We start from the raw sequence: 15780 nt of genomic DNA, 5'->3' as shown, positions 1-15780 counted from the left end.
AGCTAAGCGAAATCTTATCGCTCTTCATTTAAGGACTTTACGGTGAACGAAGAACCTAATAACACTCGGCAAGGAGTTTTATTTGCCCTTGGGGCTTACGGAATCTGGGGCGTAGCACCGATTTATTTCAAACTACTTAGTGATATTGCTCCCTATGAAATTTTATCGCATCGAGTCATCTGGTCCTTGTTCTTTTCCGTGATCCTAGTGCTGGGCTTTGGTTTGTGGCCGAAAGTTCGAGCAGTATTTCGTTCAAGCTCACAATTACGCTACTTAACAGCCACATCACTTTTGGTCGGGCTAAATTGGGGAATATTTATTTGGGCGATCAATAACGACCATATGCTAGATGCTTCTCTTGGATACTATATAAATCCTCTGGTAAATGTATTGTTAGCCACTATTTTTCTAAATGAGAGACTAAGCATTTGGAAATGGGGAGCCGTAGTACTAGCTTTTGTCGGTGTAGGTATCGAATTAATACACCTTGGAACGGTTCCGGTTGTTTCCCTAGCTCTAGCCTTCAGTTTTGGCTTCTATGGACTACTCCGAAAAAAAGTTCGCGTAGATCCTACCGTCGGAATGCTACTGGAAACGGCGCTGTTAATACCGTTAGCTTTAGCGTATCTATGGTTTTCAGACTCTGAGACCAGCAGCCTGATAAACAATGAGTTAAGACTCAATCTACTGTTAATTGCTGCAGGACCTGTCACGATGATTCCTTTAATGTTATTTGCCGCTGCAGCTACCCGAATCAAACTATCAACCTTAGGGTTCTTTCAGTATTTGGGGCCAACATTAATGCTATTTTTAGCCACTGGGGTATATGGTGAGCAACTAACTTCTGACAAATTAATCACCTTTGTGTTTATTTGGGCTGCATTGGTAGTGTTCTTTGTTGATAGCATCCGAACGCACCGCCATCAGCGTCGTACTAGCTATAGTTAAAGTGGTGCTTCATAACGAAATCAATGTGACACCCTCTTTCTAATGCTCTTTCCTTAATTTGCTCCCATAACATCGGTAGATGGGTTTCAAGAATTTCTGCATCAGATTGATGATACTCATCTTCACACTCTCCAGAGGCGGCTTTCAGCCACTCTGAGGGGGTTAAAATAGTTAATCCTTGATGGAAATACTCTGGAATGGCTTGACGTATTGATTCTTCACTGCCGCTAGCAACATAGATAGTACAACCTTCACCGGTCGCGTAATACTGACTAACCCCAACATAAAACATATCAACTCCTTGCTAATGCAAAATCAACAAACATTATTATTGGTTACAAAAATGCGGCTATTACGCGCTCTCGAAAGTTTCCTAAATTCAATTGTCCGAAGGTTACAGGACAAACAGGGACAGTTGGCGATTTTGGCGACTGAGTATTACTCCAACTGAGCTTTACTTTCTCTGTATCTCTTTCTGACTTTTTCTGGCTTAGGCTCTGGATTAGATCCAATGAATTCGACATTTCAGGTTTATCTTGCAATACATCGGATTTAATAAACAAACATGAATCAGGTATATCCTGTTCGATTTGCTCCGCAAACTTAACGAGATTTTCTTCCGCAAAGGTATACAACCATGCCTGCTGGTTAGGAAAGTCATTCGTTCGCAAAACTCTGCCTAACACCTGTCTGAAATAGAGCTCCGTCTTCACAAAGCTTAAATGGCAACAGACTTGTAAACGAGGAATGTCGGTTCCCTCACTGACCATCCCAACACTGATAATCCATTGGGTTGAACTATCCCGATAACGATTAATTGTCTCTGATGGATTATCATGGCAATACGTCACTATCTCTGTGCTTTGTCCGTAGCGTTCAGTTAAAAACTCCTGAATATCAATCGCATGTCTTACCGATGAAGCAACAACTAATCCTCCGGCTGTAGGGTTCTCTATGCGGATTTCTTCAAGTTTCTGACATCCAAGCCCTAAGATATAAGTCATTGCATCAGCATTCTGCAGGATACTTTGGTATGGAGTAGCAGATTGTTTTAAAAGCTCTGGAATCGATGAAAAAGACTTTGATTCACCACCTTCTGAAATTGAAAGATGCTCATTATCGATTAATACAATTTTTGGTGAGCGGCAGACCTTATCTGTAATAGCTTGCTTCAGGCTATATTGATAATCACATAGAATACGGCCCTCAGTATCAGAATACTTAGCCAATGTAATAGGTAAAAAATCTGATCGCCAAGGAGTTCCTGTCAGCGCTAATGTGTACTCCGCTATCCCTTGGATCTGAGTCAGTATCTGCTCTCCCCAAACATTAGCATTTTCAATTTCATCACCAGAGCAATGGTGAATCTCATCAAAAACAACCAATACACGGTGTTTTTTGATCGTGTTCCAGAAACTATCCCGGAGATATTTCATACTTTGATAGGTATTGAGCGACAATTAGCCTGACCGGTTCAGCGACAATTAGATTGGCCGGTTGATCTGCTACATTTGGACAAACTCTCTATTGGGAAGCTTTGTGCCAGGAAAACGAATTACAGATCAACAAATAAGGCTATACATGGCTAATCGTAAAGACAAAACACAAACCACTTCTGCCGCTAAGGCTGGCTTCTCTGAGCGCTCTGCTCGTCGCATTGAATCAGGCCAGCGACAATTAGGTCCACTCAAACCTAGAGAATACCGAACACGAAAAGACCCTCTTGAAGCAGTTTGGGAGTCTGTCGTCGTTCCGCTCCTTGAGCGAAGCGCGACAATTACCCCTGTCGGTATCTTCGATCACTTATGTGAAGAGCATAGCGACGTATTCTTACCTAAACATCGACGTACGTTAGAGCGTCGTGTCCGTAAATGGCGCCTTCTGCATGGTGAAGATAAGGAGGTGATCTTCCGACAGGAAAAGGAGTTTGGACGGCAAGGGATCATGGATTTTACCTGGGCTGATTTCACCGTCACGATACAAGGTGAAACGCTTGAGCACCGACTGTTCAATTATCGTTTACCCGCCAGTGGTTGGAGCCATGCTGAGGTTGTTTATGGCGGAGAAAGTTTTACTGCGGTAGCAACGGGGCTACAAGGGGCTTTTGAACGTTCCGGTGGTGTTCCGATCGAGGTTAGAACGGACAGCTTAAGTGCTGCGTATAAAAACAACACCAGTGAACGTCAATTTACTGATAACTTCCAACAACTTGCCATGCATTATGGCTTCAAACCCACGAAAAATAATACCGGTGTCGCGCACGAAAATGGGGCGATAGAAAGTGCGAATAACCACCTAAAAAATCAGGTCCGTCAAGCCTTAGCAATACGAGGCTCTTATGACTTCAACACAAAAGAAGAGTACGAGTTGTTCGTAGAACAACTCGTTGAGCGACGTAATCGTCGCTCTAAGCCGCTTCTAATTGACGAGCAGCGACAATTACAACCACTACCAAAGTTCGCCAGCGTCAATTACACAGTCCATATGCTGAAAGTCTCGACGACAAGTACGATCCAACTTAAGAGGGTCACTTACTCAGTGCCGTCCCGCCTTATCGGCGGAACCGTCCGTGTTCATCTCTATGACAAAACACTAGAAATCTACTGCCATGATGAACACACCTTAAGTCTAGAAAGGGTACATACCCAGTCCTGCCGTCGTGGGCATCAAATTGATTACAGACATATTATTGGCTCCTTAATGAAGAAGCCACGAGCGTTCAGGGGATGTCAGTGGCGAGATCAGATGCTTCCTAGCGATGACTATCGCCAAATCTGGCAGTATGTAGATACGCATCTAACGATGGATGAGGCAAGCCTCTATATGGTGAGGTTGTTGAATGTCGCCAACAAATCAGAGAGAGAAGATGCCGTTGGCAGGTTCGTGCTTGATGGGATCAGTATAGGTCGACTACCAACGCTGTTTGACTGCGAAGATAGGTTCTTAAAAGATGAAAGCTGGGCAGACAGCCCTAAAGTAGAGCAGCACAGACTGTCGAGCTATCAACAAATCTTAGAGGGGGTAAAATAATGTCAGAGCAGCATATCCTCCCTCTTCTTCTCAAATCGTTACGCCTCAGTAGTCTTGTCTCCCAATGGGAGCCAATGGCAGATAAGGCCCGCGAACAAAGTTGGTCAGTAGAGCGTTACCTTGCTGAGTTATGCCGACTAGAGCTAGATAGCCGAGAAGAAAAGCGCTTGCAGCGCCACTTAAAGGAATCCAACCTTCCAGCGGGCAAGTACCTTGATAACTATGACTTTACTGCGTTGGAAGGGATAGACAAAGGACAAGTGTGGCACTTAGCCAACCATAGAGAATGGGTGAAAACGGGCGACAACATCTTACTGTTCGGAGCCAGTGGGTTAGGCAAGACGCATTTAGCTGCCGGGCTTGGATACAAGTTGGTCGAGCATGGTCAGCGGGTTAAGTTCATGAGTGCGAACTTGCTGGTACAACAGCTTCAACAAGCGAAGGAAGAGCTGAAACTATCAGAAGCTCTAATGAAACTGGATAAGTACAGTGTGCTTATCTTAGATGACATAGGTTATGTCCAAAAAACGAGTGAGGAGACAAGCGTGCTGTTCGAGTTAATAGCCCATCGCTATGAACGATATAGCTTGATCATTACATCAAATCAATCGTTCGAGGAGTGGGATGAACTGTTCGACAATACGGTGATGACGGTGGCCGCCATAGATAGACTGATCCATCACGCGAAAATCTTGCAATGCCGAGGGGAAAGTTACAGGAGAAAAGAAGCGCAACGAAACCTGCTATAAAACAGGACCTCAACCGGCCAAGCTAATTGACGCTGGATCGGTCAAGCTAGTTGACGCTCTATAGATAGGTAAACGATGCGCCAACCGCCCCAAGTCCACCGTTAAAAGAACAACTCAAGCGCCAAGCAAAGGTTCTCTGTATACCTTCAGCAATAATCAATGATGGAGAAAAACATAGGACTAGATCTATTTTATCTGCATCGAACAGCCTTTTAGCAATTTCTGCCGCTGTTACCGTTTTCCCCGCACCAGGAGTCGCCTGAACCAGAAAATGTGAATGACCAGCTAGATACCTTTCTAAGGCAAGCCCTGCACACTCTTCCTGCCATATTCTCAACATTCTGCTTTTCCATAATTACTAAGTTTAAGAACCTGATTCAGTACATTTACCTTGGCAAGATATCGAACAGACCTTTCTCTGGTTTCCTCAGAAAGCCTCAACAAAGACGACTTTTGAGAAGGGAGTCTTTCAGACAATATTTGAAACTCTTCTATCTCAGCCAAAGCTATTGCTAGTTCAGCTTCACACTTGCGTCTTTCTAAAACGAGTTCATCAAGAGTAAGCGTCTCATCAGAGATTTTTTTTACCGCCTTTCTCTTTTGTAGCTTTCTTTTTTTTGCTTTAAATTCAGTTACTTTGAATAGTTCTGATTTGTGATACGTTCTCTTGCGCCCTTGACCTTTAGTCAAAAGTAATCCTTTTTGCTCCAGCTGTAACAGTTGACGATAAAGAAATTTACGCGCTTCAACGATTTCCTTGAATTCTTCGGTTATTTTTAATAATTCATCCCTTAAGCAAGGCACCGTTAATCCATCAAATCCCTTTTCTATGAGTAGGGTATAGATATATTCATTAAGAACTGTTTTATTCGTCATAAGAGTTCAAGCACACAAACCAAAATGCGGATTATAGTCCGTGGCTATATATTCCGCAATACAGGATAGTCTTTCATTTTGAGCATCGAGAAAAATGAAAGACTTAGCAAAACAGTTTGGTCATAACCTACGAGGAATGCGTAGGGATAAGGGTCTATCTCAAGATAAATTGGCACTTTCGGCCGATATAGACCGGAGTTATATCGGCCGGATTGAGAGAGGAGAGGTCAACATAACACTTGAAAAAGCTTACCTGCTCGCAAGTGTTCTTGGCTGTGATATCCGGGATTTATTGCCGTAATATTACAATTAACAACCAGTACAACTTTAGATAGAAGCTCCCAAAAGATGGAAACAAGAGAGCTACTATCACGCGTCACTTTGAATACTACACTCACTTCACTCCTTGTGTTTTTGAGGTAAAGAATTCTTTGTCCGGTTTAGAAGCTCCAATAAAGAAGGATTCGTATCTGCAAGCTCACTGAGCTTTTTAATGAATGCCAACTGCTTTTTAACCTTTTCATGCAAAACTTCAATTTCAGCTTCCAGTTTTTCTATCTGCTCAAACCGATCAATGTCGGCTCGAGTAAACTTTGATAACTTCTCAAGATAATCAAGAGAATCTTCAGGGACAGATTTTCCGCTAAGTTGCTCTTTTTTCTTTTTATAGGCTTTTTTAATACTCGAGTATTTAGGTAATGTTTGCCTAGTAGTATCAATATCTAAATCATTTTTTATTCGTTTGACTAACAATTCCCACGTAAATTTTGTCGTCCATTGTCTGATCAAAGCTTCTATTTTTATGATTTCTTCTGTTGTTAGTGATGGTAATGCCATAGTCAAAATCCCACTAAAGAAGAGCCAAAAGGTCATCTAATACGCTATCTGAGTTTTGATCCACACTTGAAGATTCAAGCGCTTTCATAAGCGCATTTGTGGAATTTGGTAACGACAGTTTTTCATTAACAATGACCTTTTTTGCTTCAAGATCAGTGATTCGATATTCACCTTTATGTGACAGTAAGCGAATTATAGAGCCCTTCTTAATATCATCACGTTCCATTATTTTTATCAGCTCACCCAGCATTGAGGTATTACGGTGATGAACTATATACCATTCCTGCATTGCTTGACTGACACCAAAATTCGGTCTTTTTTGCACATCATCCAGTCTGCACTCTTGTACTGCAAGATCCTTTTTTAGAAGTGTTATTGCATCGTTATCATGAGCAGCATAACAAGCAAAAGGGCATAGTGAACACTGAGTTACGAAGTCATTAAGATATTCGCAGGGAGAAAACGATAAATTCTGAGTACAAAACCCCGTGCTTGTTTCAGTAGCTACAATTCCGGCTAACTTCTCATATTCCTGCTGGCTGATAACTTTAACTGTAACTTCCTTACCGGATTCGCTGAACATTATATCGGAAATTTCAGCTGCTTTTTCATCATGAGTCCTATAAATATAATGGAGTATTTGTTCAGGTGTTTTTCGGCCAGACCAAAGATTAATTAGAGCGTGGGAAACACCTTCACGTTCAGCGACATCATTAAGCCAATGTCGAAGTTGATGAGGTCTAAGCCAAAAATCTAATGAAAAGCCATGACGCATGAATATATTGGTACACGATTTTGTTTCTATCGTATTTTCTTTACTACTCAACTCATGGGCAAAAATATTGCCAAGAGTTTGCAGAGGAACGAGGGCATAATGAGATTTACCCATCATATATGGGGGGTTTGCCTTCGTGAATAACTGTGACCCCAAAAAGCAGAATAGAGCATATTTATACTTGCAGCTTCCTTTATTTGAACCATTAAATCCCATTGGAAAACCACCAAGTTGACTTACAATATACTGCATCACAGATTTCTGAAATTGTTCAACTGTCACTGTATTTCTTGAGAAGACTTTCGATATTATCTCTGAACTTAAAAATGTACCAATAAGATAGCTACCGTAATTACATCCCCTCGAAAATTGAAACTCATCTTCCGGTTGAAGTTCTACGATTGGTTTTAGGTACTTACAATATCCATGGCCTTCACTATTACGAATAGCTCCTTTCGTTGTCTTTGTCACACGGACCATACCGTCACCATGATCATAAAAACCCAGTAAGAATCCTAAGTGAATTAAATTTATAGGCTTATTCATGTCTGGCGATAACAATTTCATGTTGTGTTTAGCTGGGCGAAAATCTTTACCTAAAAGAGTTTTTAAAGGCATGTTAGGATTTTCATAAAATTTAGCTAGAATTCGACCAGGCTCGCAGACTTTATTCATATACTTTAACGTGCTATTTAACTTGTCAGACATTACAGAGAGCAGGTGATTTTGATAGTTCTTATATCCCTTGGAACCCGACCAATCAAGATAGTGAACAAGCTCCTTTTTCCCATTAACGATCTGTGTATGAGATTTTAGCTTTTGTTTTACAAGCACTGTTTGTTCTGCGGCAATTCGGTTTGGGGAAGCCATACCGAGTGCACTCATACCACATACAAAAGCATCTCGTTGGGGGGCTGTTGGATGTACATTCCATTTAGATTCATCAGGAGATATAACGTCATGAAAAATTGCGCCTAAAGCTAAAAGAACCTTTTCTTCAGGAAGACTGTTCTTTTTATGCTCGATAAGATCATCCCCTGAACGAAATGATTGCTTGGTACGCTTTGGCAATTTTAGTGTCGCAGAGATAAAACTATTTTTTTGTAACCATTGGAAAAACTCAATTACATGAGCATGAGGCTCATCAAATAGGGAAGAAAGATCAGAACTTGCTAATGTTGCAGGGTTTTCCCCCAAATTATTAATAACCTGTCTTGCATAGAAATGTTTCTGCCTCTTTGTTGATATAGAAACTTTCGATGCACAAAGGTCTATCGCATAAACGATCAATAAATGCCTTAATTCATCAGATAAAATCTGATCATTGGTCAACGGTGTTCGGAAATCATTCTGCTTAACTGTAGCGTTAGTTAAATAAAAATAAACCTTTTTCCCCTCGGTGGAGGTAAAACATACAGCACCGTCGTTCCAAGATGCTTGTTCTCCTTGCTGGTTAGTAAATCCAATTAGAGGTTGATTCATCAATTTGGCTATATGTTCTTTCTGATTTTGTAGATAACGATTAAGCTTATTCATGATCAAGCCCTCTTTTCAAATTATTTCTTTCATCGCATACCTTTATCGTGGCTTGTATATATACAATAATTTCTTTTAATCTTTTGACTGTTGCTTTATTGCCTTGAGATTTATTTAGCTCATACTTAACTAACGCCTTATTAAGATATTGCTGATGGTTCGCTTCTTCTTTGGGTAAAAAATTACGGCATGGATAGCACCCTAAAGGTGCACCTAATTTGGATTTACAACTCGAGCAATTATCAGAGTTACAATAAACACCAATCTCTTCATCAAACTCATTACGAACTATAAATTCATCATTTTTTAACAAGTCATTTACTGAAATAGTTCCAAACTTTCTTAATACATCTAGTTCAGCAAAGGCTTCATTAATTATAACTCGCCCATTAACATCGAGATCAACATATGACTCAACTGCTTTTTCTGTAACATTTGTGATACTTGCCAGATAAGGTTTTGACAAATTATTCCTTGCTCCTGAAGTCAACACTGTATGCCTTAGTCGGTTATTACTGTATTCTATTTTTCCATCATCGATTCGATCACTTTTCAAATTTAGCTTAGTACTTAAAGTTTCAATAGCTTTACGCATCATTTCTGGAGATTTATGAAATGCTTGCGACATATGCCCTACCGCTTTAAATATATTTTCTTTCGCTTGGTATGCTGTAGTAAATAAAGTTTCTTCAGGAAACAAAGGACAGCTCAACATAATGTGATTCATTTCATACGGAGATAAAATAATATCCTGATTAATTAAGTAACCTTTTAAGACCACCTCATATTGTTTTCTAAATAGTAGTAGAAGACTTGATAATTCTGGTTCCAAACGGTGCGAACGTGTTTCTACGCTAGATCTGAAACCTCCATCTTTCCCTCTGAAAGTTCGAATATGTAGGCATTCAACGTCACTAAACATATAATCAATTTTTGGAACCAACTCATTATTACTCTGTTTATGGTTCAAAAACCTCTCGCCAACAGGCAATACATCACACCATTTTAATTGGGCTAATTGACTTGGCCTTCTCATTAAAGCTGACATCAATTGACCAGCAATTAAATTAGAAAAACCTCCAATCCGTCTTACTCCATAGTTTCCCTGTTGTGTAGTAAATTTAATTTGTCTATCTGTTTCAAGACGCAAACCTTGTTTTATATGGTTAAACTCATAGTCGCTATAGCATCCTTTTTCAACATCAAGAATATTTTCATATTTTGAAAAGGATGGTCGATTATCTTTAGTAAACTCATAAAGTTCATTAAATTGAGTCAATCCGCATTTTTTAACTGCTGAGGAAAATATTGTTGCTAGGTTTTTTCGTAAATTGTCATTAAATGTAAGCCAAGCAATTTTGAAAGCAGGCAACGATAACTGATTTCCAACAGAGCGAATACCTCCAACACGAGTTCTTACTGTACTTGCCGGATAACGGTTCGCCATTTCAGCCAAAAGTAAACGTACATTAACAAAGGTGTCGGCATCATAATCTTTTTCATACGTCCAATTGAGGTCTTCCTTACTCTTCGGACTCAATTGCCAGACAGTGTCAAATAAATCAAATTTATAAGCCTCGTTCTTTGCTCGATATAATCTATTACCTTCATAGTGATTTTTAAGTTGGATCAGCTCATTATCCTCAATCATGCTTTAGGCTCCTTGGCATTGTGTCTTTTTGGCGTTGAGCAGACAATTCATGCACTTTCAAAGCATGTTTGAACTCATTGTAAATGCTACCCATTTTGCTATCTTCATCCCACCCCATTGCATATTTCCTTATATCTTCGATTTGCTCTGAGCTATAACCTGCCGCAGATGCTTTTTCATCAAAAAGTTCATTCCACTTATGTCTAAATAGATGGGGGTTTAACTCAAATTTCAATGCATTGGACAAAGACTTAATAACGTAATTAATAGATAAAACAGATAAATGTTCGCCAGCAGTATTACCTTTCTCACTAACTAAAATAAAATCATGGGACTGACTTTCTGAATATTTAACTCGTTCTGTTTCAATATATAACTCAATAAGATCAAAAGTCTCTTCACTGATTGCGGATGAATGTGGTTTGGTTTTTTGAGAAGCCCTAAGCCTCCGCTTATCTGTAACGTCATTTGGCGTTCGAGTAATCATTATCCGGAATCCATGAGCGTCATTTTTAACATTACTACTCTTTAATTTTGCAAGAGCTCCCTTTCTAATCCCAGTCTCAATAAATATATTCACAATGAGCTGATTACGTAGTTTGCTACCCTTCCAAGGATTATTAGGGTTTGAAGGCTTTATGATCTCTAGCATTTCAAAAAAAACCTCATCAGGAATTACTTGTTCTAACGGGTCTTTAACATCATAGTTTTCATCTTTGATATTTTTTATATCTTCTTTAATCATTCGTTCAAAACTCAAAAAATAGTGAGAAATTTCAACCGGAGGAATATTTGAACAATGATACGTTTTGTATAGATACTGCATATATCCAAGAAACAATCTTAATCGTTCTTTTAAGGTATAAGCACCGACTCTTTCACTTGAACTTTGTGTCGCATATATCCAATTGTCTAACTGCTTATCTGAAAAACGTGAGAAGCTAGCAACATTACAACTATCATCAAAATCTGACTCGACTCTGTACTTACAGTGCGTCTTAAAATCTTCATATTCTTCTCTAGTCAAAAACGTTCCCATTGAGGCTCTTTCAGGAAGGTCTATCGCTTTCGAGTTAAAATACCGATAAGAAAACAATAGATGTTTTGCATACGTGTATTTTGTTTGCTCAGCAAGGTCAGCAAAAGAAGTGCTGATGTGGTTGTTGATGAAAAAACAATCAGGAAGATAATCGCTATCCACGATTGCAACATCTCTTTTCCCATGAACATTATCAAAAATAACGACTGAGCAATTCATTACAAAATATCCTATCAGTTAACCAGTATTATAAATTTATTCAATTAAATCATTTTGTAAAGGTAAACAAATTAATCCATTGATAAATATCAATTAATGAATTAAATTATACTTTACATTATTTTACTAAAGTTAATTCCAATACATTGGCCCTAGCTTGATGTTCTTGCTTGCGGTGTTGATCTACGGTGAAGCCTTTACCATGGATAAGGCGATTACCTTTGCTTTCATTTGGGGTGCACTGGTGATCTTCAGCTTCGACGGTCTGCGCAATAACAAGAAGAGTAAGCAAGTGAAAAGCTAACACTGATCGTTTTTTACAAGACAATCTATAGATACAGAGATAAGCTTGGTTGAATTGATGATAATTTAACCAAGCTTTTTTATGCCATGGATAAAGTCCACTACTACTCGACATCTAGCCAAGATATCAGCCTGATCCAAGCTCAATACCAAGAGTTTGCCTTTCAGCGCCACTATCATTTGGACTTTCATATCGGCCTAATCACCCAAGGGCAGCAGAAGTTTGTCTATAAGGGGACGAGTTACCACGCAGGTGCCGGACAAGTGGTGATGATGCCACCTGATGAGCTGCATGATGGTCATTCAAAGCTCGAATCGGGTTACCAAGTGAGTGTATTTTCTGTCTCTCCTCAATGGTTTGGCGATCTTGCCGATCACAGCGAAAATGGTCACGCTTTGAGCTTTTCTAAGTTGATCCTCTCCGATCAAGCGACTTTTTTACAATTGCGTAACCTTCATGGGCTACTTATCAATCCAAACATCAGCCAGCTCGCCCAAGATTGCCTACCATTCGAAGGTTTTTCGACGATTGTTGATCGTTACGCGCAGTTTGGATCGAAAACTCAGGTGAAGCTTGGCACTCAATCAGTGAATACACTCAAAGACTATTTAATGGCAAACCTCGACCAGCCAGTGCGCTTAGAGCAACTTTCTGAGCTGTGCGACCTGACAACGACTCAATTTCAGCGTCATTTTAAGAACAAAATGGGCATCACCCCTTATGCATGGTTAAGCCGCTTACGCATGGAGCAAGGCATGCGATTAATTAAATCAGGTGTCGGCGGAACTGAGGTCGCTCATCAAGTGGGTTTCTACGATCAAGCCCATTTCTCAAAGGCATTTAAGACCGCATTTGGTGTTTCTCCATCGAAAATTAACTAAGTGTTGATAATTTACAATTGAGAGAATCGAAATCACGGTAAGCTGCGCTCAACAACTCTCGGCAGAACAACCCCGTTATTGGAACAGATATGAATGAAGTCACCATATTAGTCACCCTCGCCTCTATCCACTTTATCGCTTTGATGAGCCCAGGCCCTGACTTTGCACTTGTGGTACAAAACGCAACACGCCACGGACGACAAACCGGCTTATACATTGCTCTCGGACTCTCTTGCGGGATCTTACTGCATTCATTGTTAAGCCTGACAGGCATCAGTTACCTAGTCCACCAGCACCCAACTCTTTTTGCGCTCATGCAATTAGCTGGCGGCAGCTACTTACTGTATCTCGGCTTTGGTGCGTTAAAAGCAACATGGCAACTCATTAGCCACCACGAAGAAGAGACAGACACGGTCAACTCAAAAGATCTGATTCTGACCAATAAGCGTCAGGCATTTTCGAAAGGCTTTGCGACCAATATTCTTAATCCAAAGGCATTGGTGTTCTTCATCAGCTTGATGTCGAGCTTGGTACCGGCTGACATGTCGCTTTCAGGGAAAGGGTTTGCACTGCTGATCCTATTCGGCCTATCACTGTTCTGGTTCTCTCTATTAGCGTGGATGCTTTCTACGAAGGCACTGCAAAAGAAACTGAGTGAAGCGACAGTCTACATTGATGGCTTATGTGGTGTTGTGTTCAGCCTAATTGGCGTCAGTATTCTTTGGCAGTCGCTGTCTGGTTTAATCGCTTAAATTCGAATCAAGATTACAATTCGTTAACAACGTACTGGCTATCTTATCTTTCCACTGCCAATCTAGCTCTGCATATTAAAAGGAGAAGATCATGCAGTGGAAAACAAAACTAACAACCCTCGCCACTTCTACCCTACTTTTTGCCTCTCATGTCAGTTGGGCAAATCAAGCTGCCGATTCCGTCGCTCCCGAACAAAGTAGTGGTTTAGAAGCCAAGCAACTCGTAAAAGCTAACGACTGGATGGTTACCGCAGCCAACCCTCTGGCAACCCAAGCGGGTGCCGATGTACTGGCTCGTGGTGGTAATGCCATTGATGCGATGGTTGCTGTGCAGCTGATGCTTGGCTTAGTAGAGCCGCAATCGTCAGGTATTGGCGGTGGCGCCTTCCTTGTTTATTTTGATGGAAAAGACAAACAACTTAAAACCTACGATGGTCGTGAAACCGCACCACTTGATGCTACACCACGCCTGTTCCAAGACGAAAACGGCCAACCGCTTAGGTTTTATGATGCCGTGGTTGGTGGTCGCTCTGTGGCGACACCGGGCACAGTCCAACTATTGTGGGATACTCACCAGAAATACGGCAATCTAGAGTGGGCATCGCTGATCAAACCTATTGCTCAGCTCGCTGAGAAAGGTTTTACCATCAGCCCACGTTTGGCGACCTTGATTGAAAACGACCAAGAACGACTAAGCCGTTTTGCCACAACCAAAGCCTACTTCTTTAATGCCGATGGCAGCCCAAAAACCGCGGGTACGCTGCTTAAGAACCCTGAATATGCTGCAACATTGAACGCAATTTCAAAGGATGGTGCTAAGGCATTTTACCAAGGTGAGATTTCTGCCGACATCATCAACACGGTACAAACCGCCAAAGGTAATCCGGGTGTATTAGCACAAAAAGACTTCGACGCCTATTCAATCAAACAACGCGAACCAGTTTGTTCTGCTTATGAGAGTTACGATATATGCGGCATGGGACCACCAAGTTCAGGTGCATTAACGGTTGGGCAGATCTTAGCGATGACCGAACAGTTTGATCTGAAATCATGGGGGCCAAACGACGCGAAATCTTGGCAAGTGTTAGCGGACGCTTCTCGTTTAGCCTTTGCAGACCGTGGTATGTACATGGCAGACCAAGATTACGTGCCAATGCCAACCCAAGGGTTAGTAAATACTGACTATTTGCAGGAACGTGCCCAGCTAATTACTGCTGGAAAGGCATTAGACAGTGCACCATCAGGCACCCCACCGTGGGATCATGCCATGCTACGCAGTCAAGATGTGTCTATTGAACTGCCGTCCACCAGCCACTTCAATATTGTCGATAGCGATGGCAATGTCGTGTCGATGACCACCACCATTGAGAATGCATTTGGCTCACGCTTGATGGTAAGAGGCTTCCTACTCAACAACGAACTGACCGACTTCTCGTTCAAGACCCACAACGATGGCACACCTATCGCAAACCGACTTGAACCAGGTAAGCGTCCACGCTCTTCAATGGCACCGACTATCATCATGCAAGACGATAAGCCTTACATGGCGATTGGTTCTCCGGGTGGTAGCCGTATCATAGGTTATGTAGCACAAGCGATCATTGCTCATACCCAATGGGACATGGATATCCAGCAAGCGATCAACCAACCGCACTTCCTAAACCGCTTCGGCACGCTAGATCTGGAAAAAGGAACATCGGCGGAAAACTTTAAACCTGAGCTCGAAAAGATGGGATTTGAGGTTAACATTCGCGATCTTAACTCGGGTTTACACGCCATTCGCATCACAAAAGATGGCCTAGAAGGTGCAGCAGACCCTCGTCGTGAAGGCGCTGCCATCGGCCAGTAAGGGAAAATACTCCCTTTTTACTCCCTGCTTTGTGCGAGATCTCTTACAAGGCAGTGAGTAAATATCGATATTTAACTGCGAATTTAAGCACTAAGATATCGTAAGCAATTGAAATAAAACAACACGTACATTTATCGTTCAAATAATTATATAGAAATTCGCTTATGCACCATTGCTGATAAATAAGGAATCGGTAGTATGGATGGTGTCGGAAGGATGCTGACACGGAACAGGAAACGCCAAGGACTTGGTTATCTTCAGGATGAAGATTCGATTACTCAGGATGAATAATCGGCATGGATAGCGAAATGGACATTGAATGGACGCAATAGTA

14 protein-coding genes and 2 pseudogenes are annotated in these 15780 nt (G+C 41.2%); 8 read left to right on the top strand and 8 right to left on the bottom strand.

Annotation, left to right across the window (positions count from 1 at the left end):
- Nucleotides 1-42 precede the first annotated feature (42 nt).
- On the top strand, nt 43-948 hold the full coding sequence (gene rarD, locus F0251_RS20235; protein ID WP_085626991.1) for an EamA family transporter RarD: 906 nt from the start codon (nt 43-45) through the stop codon (nt 946-948).
- Here the strand turns inward: rarD and F0251_RS20230 are convergent.
- Together F0251_RS20230 and F0251_RS20225 are read right to left on the bottom strand one after the other, a co-directional pair.
- Complete coding sequence (locus F0251_RS20230; protein WP_045618363.1) at nt 935-1240, bottom strand: hypothetical protein; 306 nt, start codon at nt 1238-1240, stop codon at nt 935-937. The two genes, rarD and F0251_RS20230, sit on opposite strands and share 14 nt — an antisense overlap.
- 43 nt (nt 1241-1283) lie before the next feature.
- Nucleotides 1284-2384: a DEAD/DEAH box helicase gene (locus F0251_RS20225; RefSeq protein ID WP_253821644.1), complete on the bottom strand. Its 1101-nt coding sequence runs from the start codon at nt 2382-2384 to the stop codon at nt 1284-1286.
- A 103-nt stretch (nt 2385-2487) separates the two neighbouring features.
- Here F0251_RS20225 and istA point away from each other — a divergent pair, with 103 nt between their 5' ends.
- Complete coding sequence (istA, locus tag F0251_RS20220) at nt 2488-3978, top strand: IS21 family transposase (protein WP_171731684.1); 1491 nt, start codon at nt 2488-2490, stop codon at nt 3976-3978.
- Nucleotides 3978-4727: an IS21-like element helper ATPase IstB gene (gene istB, locus F0251_RS20215; RefSeq protein ID WP_171731683.1), complete on the top strand. Its 750-nt coding sequence runs from the start codon at nt 3978-3980 to the stop codon at nt 4725-4727. Before istA ends, istB begins: the two co-directional genes overlap by 1 nt.
- Before the next feature lie 64 nt (nt 4728-4791).
- Here the strand turns inward: istB and F0251_RS20210 are convergent.
- Both F0251_RS20210 and F0251_RS20205 read right to left on the bottom strand, forming a co-directional pair.
- Nucleotides 4792-5067 (bottom strand): annotated as a pseudogene (locus F0251_RS20210) (DEAD/DEAH box helicase family protein); the annotation flags it as partial.
- Nucleotides 5061-5603: a phage tail tape measure protein gene (locus F0251_RS20205; RefSeq protein ID WP_085626995.1), complete on the bottom strand. Its 543-nt coding sequence runs from the start codon at nt 5601-5603 to the stop codon at nt 5061-5063. The gene F0251_RS20205 and the pseudogene F0251_RS20210, both read right to left, overlap by 7 nt.
- 94 nt (nt 5604-5697) lie before the next feature.
- Between F0251_RS20205 and F0251_RS20200 the strand changes: the two genes are divergently transcribed.
- The gene (locus F0251_RS20200; RefSeq protein WP_085626996.1) at nt 5698-5904 is read left to right on the top strand and encodes a helix-turn-helix domain-containing protein; all 207 of its coding nucleotides are present in this window, start codon (nt 5698-5700) and stop codon (nt 5902-5904) included.
- A 98-nt stretch (nt 5905-6002) separates the two neighbouring features.
- Here F0251_RS20200 and F0251_RS20195 read toward each other — a convergent pair whose 3' ends face one another.
- Genes F0251_RS20195 through F0251_RS20180 form a run of 4 tightly spaced genes read right to left on the bottom strand, consistent with a single transcriptional unit; the run spans nt 6003 to nt 11660 of the window.
- Nucleotides 6003-6440: a hypothetical protein gene (locus F0251_RS20195; protein WP_139833646.1), complete on the bottom strand. Its 438-nt coding sequence runs from the start codon at nt 6438-6440 to the stop codon at nt 6003-6005.
- A gap of 13 nt (nt 6441-6453) precedes the next feature.
- Nucleotides 6454-8751 carry a hypothetical protein gene (locus F0251_RS20190; protein WP_085627000.1) on the bottom strand — a complete coding sequence of 766 codons (2298 nt, stop codon included), beginning with the start codon at nt 8749-8751 and terminating at the stop codon, nt 6454-6456.
- Nucleotides 8744-10402: a hypothetical protein gene (locus F0251_RS20185; RefSeq protein ID WP_171731682.1), complete on the bottom strand. Its 1659-nt coding sequence runs from the start codon at nt 10400-10402 to the stop codon at nt 8744-8746. Before F0251_RS20185 ends, F0251_RS20190 begins: the two co-directional genes overlap by 8 nt.
- Nucleotides 10395-11660 (bottom strand): site-specific integrase, encoded by a 1266-nt coding sequence (locus F0251_RS20180; protein ID WP_085627003.1) that lies wholly within the window; start codon nt 11658-11660, stop codon nt 10395-10397. The genes F0251_RS20185 and F0251_RS20180 overlap by 8 nt, the downstream gene beginning before the upstream one ends.
- 136 nt (nt 11661-11796) lie before the next feature.
- On the opposite strand from F0251_RS20180, the pseudogene F0251_RS20175 reads away from it, so the two are divergent.
- The 4 genes and pseudogenes from F0251_RS20175 to ggt form a co-directional block, all read left to right on the top strand.
- Nucleotides 11797-11964, top strand: a pseudogene (locus F0251_RS20175) (EamA family transporter); the annotation flags it as partial.
- Between the two features lie 86 nt (nt 11965-12050).
- Complete coding sequence (locus F0251_RS20170; RefSeq protein ID WP_116869906.1) at nt 12051-12845, top strand: AraC family transcriptional regulator; 795 nt, start codon at nt 12051-12053, stop codon at nt 12843-12845.
- Between the two features lie 89 nt (nt 12846-12934).
- Nucleotides 12935-13597, top strand: coding sequence for a LysE family translocator (locus F0251_RS20165; RefSeq protein WP_004741201.1), 663 nt, complete (start codon nt 12935-12937; stop codon nt 13595-13597).
- A 91-nt stretch (nt 13598-13688) separates the two neighbouring features.
- Nucleotides 13689-15446, top strand: a complete 1758-nt coding sequence (gene ggt / locus F0251_RS20160; RefSeq protein ID WP_105057886.1) for a gamma-glutamyltransferase — start codon at nt 13689-13691, stop codon at nt 15444-15446.
- The last annotated feature ends 334 nt before the right edge of the window (nt 15447-15780 follow it).

The organism is Vibrio sp. 070316B (assembly GCF_013114115.1).
In the GTDB taxonomy this organism is placed as follows: Bacteria; Pseudomonadota; Gammaproteobacteria; order Enterobacterales; family Vibrionaceae; genus Vibrio; species Vibrio chagasii_B.
This window is presented reverse-complemented; position numbering and strand designations above follow the sequence as displayed.

Coding starts and splice junctions, on each gene's coding strand:
- F0251_RS20230 (WP_045618363.1), bottom strand. CDS start 1,240: ATGTTTTATGTTGGGGTTAGTCAGTATTACGCGACCGGTGAAGGTTGT.
- F0251_RS20225 (WP_253821644.1), bottom strand. CDS start 2,384: ATGAAATATCTCCGGGATAGTTTCTGGAACACGATCAAAAAACACCGT.
- istB (WP_171731683.1), top strand. CDS start 3,978: ATGTCAGAGCAGCATATCCTCCCTCTTCTTCTCAAATCGTTACGCCTC.
- F0251_RS20205 (WP_085626995.1), bottom strand. CDS start 5,603: ATGACGAATAAAACAGTTCTTAATGAATATATCTATACCCTACTCATA.
- F0251_RS20200 (WP_085626996.1), top strand. CDS start 5,698: ATGAAAGACTTAGCAAAACAGTTTGGTCATAACCTACGAGGAATGCGT.
- F0251_RS20195 (WP_139833646.1), bottom strand. CDS start 6,440: ATGGCATTACCATCACTAACAACAGAAGAAATCATAAAAATAGAAGCT.
- F0251_RS20190 (WP_085627000.1), bottom strand. CDS start 8,751: ATGAATAAGCTTAATCGTTATCTACAAAATCAGAAAGAACATATAGCC.
- F0251_RS20185 (WP_171731682.1), bottom strand. CDS start 10,402: ATGATTGAGGATAATGAGCTGATCCAACTTAAAAATCACTATGAAGGT.
- F0251_RS20180 (WP_085627003.1), bottom strand. CDS start 11,660: ATGAATTGCTCAGTCGTTATTTTTGATAATGTTCATGGGAAAAGAGAT.
- F0251_RS20170 (WP_116869906.1), top strand. CDS start 12,051: ATGGATAAAGTCCACTACTACTCGACATCTAGCCAAGATATCAGCCTG.
- F0251_RS20165 (WP_004741201.1), top strand. CDS start 12,935: ATGAATGAAGTCACCATATTAGTCACCCTCGCCTCTATCCACTTTATC.
- ggt (WP_105057886.1), top strand. CDS start 13,689: ATGCAGTGGAAAACAAAACTAACAACCCTCGCCACTTCTACCCTACTT.